The following is a 2,547-nucleotide window of genomic DNA, read 5'->3' as shown; positions in this document are numbered from 1 at the left end:
CGGAGAAGGACTCGGCGGCGACGGTGGAGAGCACCACCGGGACGTCGAAGACCTTGGCGGCCTTGGCCAGGCCGACGGTGGCGTTGATGATGGCGGTGCGGTCGCCGCTGCCGGTGCCGAAGAACATCTGCGGCTGGTGGTCGACGAAGAGCATCATCGCGTTGTCCGGGGTCAGCAGGTCCGGGCTCGGAGCGGCGTGGACGTTCGCGAAGTCAACCATGATGGTTCCTCTGTGTTCGTGAATGCGGGGAGTTGCGCAGGTAGTTGACACTGCGTCGGACGCCCGGCCGGATCGGCGGGGGTCACGTCGACGACATTAGCCCGCTCCGGACGGAAGGTTCTGCTCGCTGGGCGCCCGGGACTGTTCCCACAACGCACCGCCGACCACGGCCACGCTCACCGAGCCGGCGGCGGCGCCGAAGTGCGCTGCCAGGCAACTGGCGATGCGCTGCGGAGAACCCGGCCCGCCGTCGGCTGTCTACGTTCGCTGGGAGGCCCCGCGCCGAAACACCACCGAAGGAAGGGACTTCCCTTGTCCACCATGCCCGTTGCCGGGGTCCGTCCCGGCACTCCCGAGCAGCCCGCCGACCTCGTCGTACGCAACGCCAAGGTGTTCACCAACGATCCGCGCCGCCCGCAGGCCACGGCCGTGGCGATGCGCGACGGTCTGATCCAGGCGGTCGGCGACGACGCGGACGTCGTGCCGCTGGTCGGCCCCGGCACCCGGGTGGTCGACGCGCTCGGGCGCCGGGTCGTGCCGGGGCTGAACGACGCGCACCTGCACGTCATCCGCGGCGGCCTCAACTACGTGCTGGAGCTGCGCTGGGACGGCGTCCCGACGCTGCGCGAGGCCCTGGCGATGCTGCGCCTGCAGGCCGAGCGCACCCCGCCCGGCCAGTGGGTGCGGGTGGTCGGCGGCTGGTCGGCCGACCAGTTCGCCGAGCGGCGCCTGCCGACCCTGGCCGAGCTCAACGCCGCGGCCCCCGACACCCCCGTCTTCGTCCTGCACCTCTACCAGTCGGCCCTGCTCAACAAGGCGGCCCTGCGCGCGGCCGGCTTCACCCGGGACACCCCCGACCCGGCCGGCGGCCAGATCGTGCGCGGACACGACGGCGAGCCCACCGGCCTGCTGATCGCCGCCCCCGGTGCCCTGCTCCTCTACTCGACCCTCGCCAAGGCCCCCACGCTCGACGAGGCCGACCGCATCGGCTCCACCCGCCACTTCCTGCGCGAACTCAACCGCTTCGGCCTCACCTCCGCGATCGACGCCGCCGGCGGCTTCCAGAGCTTCCCCGAGAACTACGGCACCGTCATGGAGCTCGCCCGCCGCGGCGAGCTGAGCCTGCGCATCGCCTACCACCTGTTCCCGCAGACCGCCGGCCAGGAGCTCGACGACCTCACCCGCTGGGTCGAGACCGTCCGCCCCGGCGAGGGTGACGAGTGGCTGCGCCTCAACGGCGCGGGGGAGAACCTCACCTGGGCCGCCGCCGACTTCGAGAACTTCACCGAGCCCCGGCCGCAACTGGGCGCCTACGAGAGCGAGTTCGAGAAGGCCGTCCGGCTGCTCATGGAGAACGGCTGGGGCTTCCGCCTGCACGCCACCTACGACGAGACCATCCGCCGCGACCTCGCCGTCTTCGAGAAGCTCGCCGCCGAAGGCCTCTTCCCCCAGGGCAACCGCTGGCTCTTCGACCACGCCGAGACCGTCAGCCCCGACAGCCTCGACCGCATCGCCGCCCTCGGCGGCGCCGTCTCCGTCCAGAACCGGCTCTCCTTCCAGGGCGAGGCCTTCGTCTCCCGCTACGGAGCCCCCGCCGCCGCCGAGGCGCCCCCGCTGCGCGCGATGCTCGACCGCGGTCTGACCGTCGCCGCGGGCACCGACGCCACCCGCGTCTCCTCCTACAACCCGTGGGTCGCCCTGCACTGGCTGGTCTCCGGGCGGGCCGTCTCCGGGCGGCGCCTCGCGGCCGAGCACAACCGCCTCGGCCGCGAGCAGGCCCTGGAGCTCTACACCCTCGGCGGTGCCCGCCTCACCGGCGAGCAGGACGTCAAGGGCCGTCTGACAGTCGGAAGTTACGCCGACCTCGCGCTGCTGAGCGCCGACTACTTCACGGTGCCCGAGGCGGACATCCCGCACATCGAGTCCGTGCTGACCGTCGTCGGCGGCCGCATCGTCCACGCCACCGCGGAGCACCAGGGCCTGGCCCCGGAGCTGCCGGAGGTGTCGCCGTCCTGGAGCCCGGTCACCCGCTTCGGCGGCTACCACGCCACCCCGGCGCCCGGCCTGGCCGGCGTCCACCAGGCCGAGGGCGTCCTGGAGGCCGTGGCGGCCTCCGGCGAGCAGCAGGCCTGGCGCACGGCCCGCGGCCTCGCCCTCCCCGGGCAGTCCCAGGTGCCGATGGACCCCTGCTTCTTCTGACGCTACGTCAGTTCCGTTGCGGGGAAGCGCCGCCCGGGCCCGTCGTCGAGGCCCGGGCGGCGCCCCCCCCCCCCCCCCCCCCCACCCCCCCGGGGCCCCCCCGGACCACCACCCCCCCCCCCCCGCCC

1 protein-coding gene and 1 pseudogene are annotated in these 2,547 nt (G+C 73.7%); one reads left to right on the top strand and one right to left on the bottom strand.

Features of this window, described 5'->3' with window-relative positions; translation table 11 throughout:
- Positions 1 to 220: pseudogene (locus tag ABZ449_RS41280) on the bottom strand (hydrolase); the annotation flags it as partial.
- 321 nt (positions 221 to 541) lie between these two features.
- Here ABZ449_RS41280 and ABZ449_RS41275 point away from each other — a divergent pair.
- On the top strand, positions 542 to 2,419 hold the full coding sequence (locus ABZ449_RS41275; RefSeq protein WP_360357095.1) for an amidohydrolase: 1,878 nt from the start codon (positions 542 to 544) through the stop codon (positions 2,417 to 2,419).
- Positions 2,420 to 2,547: the final 128 nt, after the last annotated feature.

The sequence above is a fragment of the Kitasatospora sp. NPDC005856 genome, assembly GCF_040629945.1.
Lineage (GTDB): Bacteria > Actinomycetota > Actinomycetes > Streptomycetales > Streptomycetaceae > Kitasatospora.
Note: the sequence above shows the minus strand (reverse complement) of the source record. Positions and strands in the feature narration are given on the sequence as shown.

What these genes read in the sequence shown, in the direction of transcription:
- ABZ449_RS41275 (WP_360357095.1), top strand. Translation starts at nt 542, where the DNA reads ATGCCCGTTGCCGGGGTCCGTCCCGGCACTCCCGAGCAGCCCGCCGAC.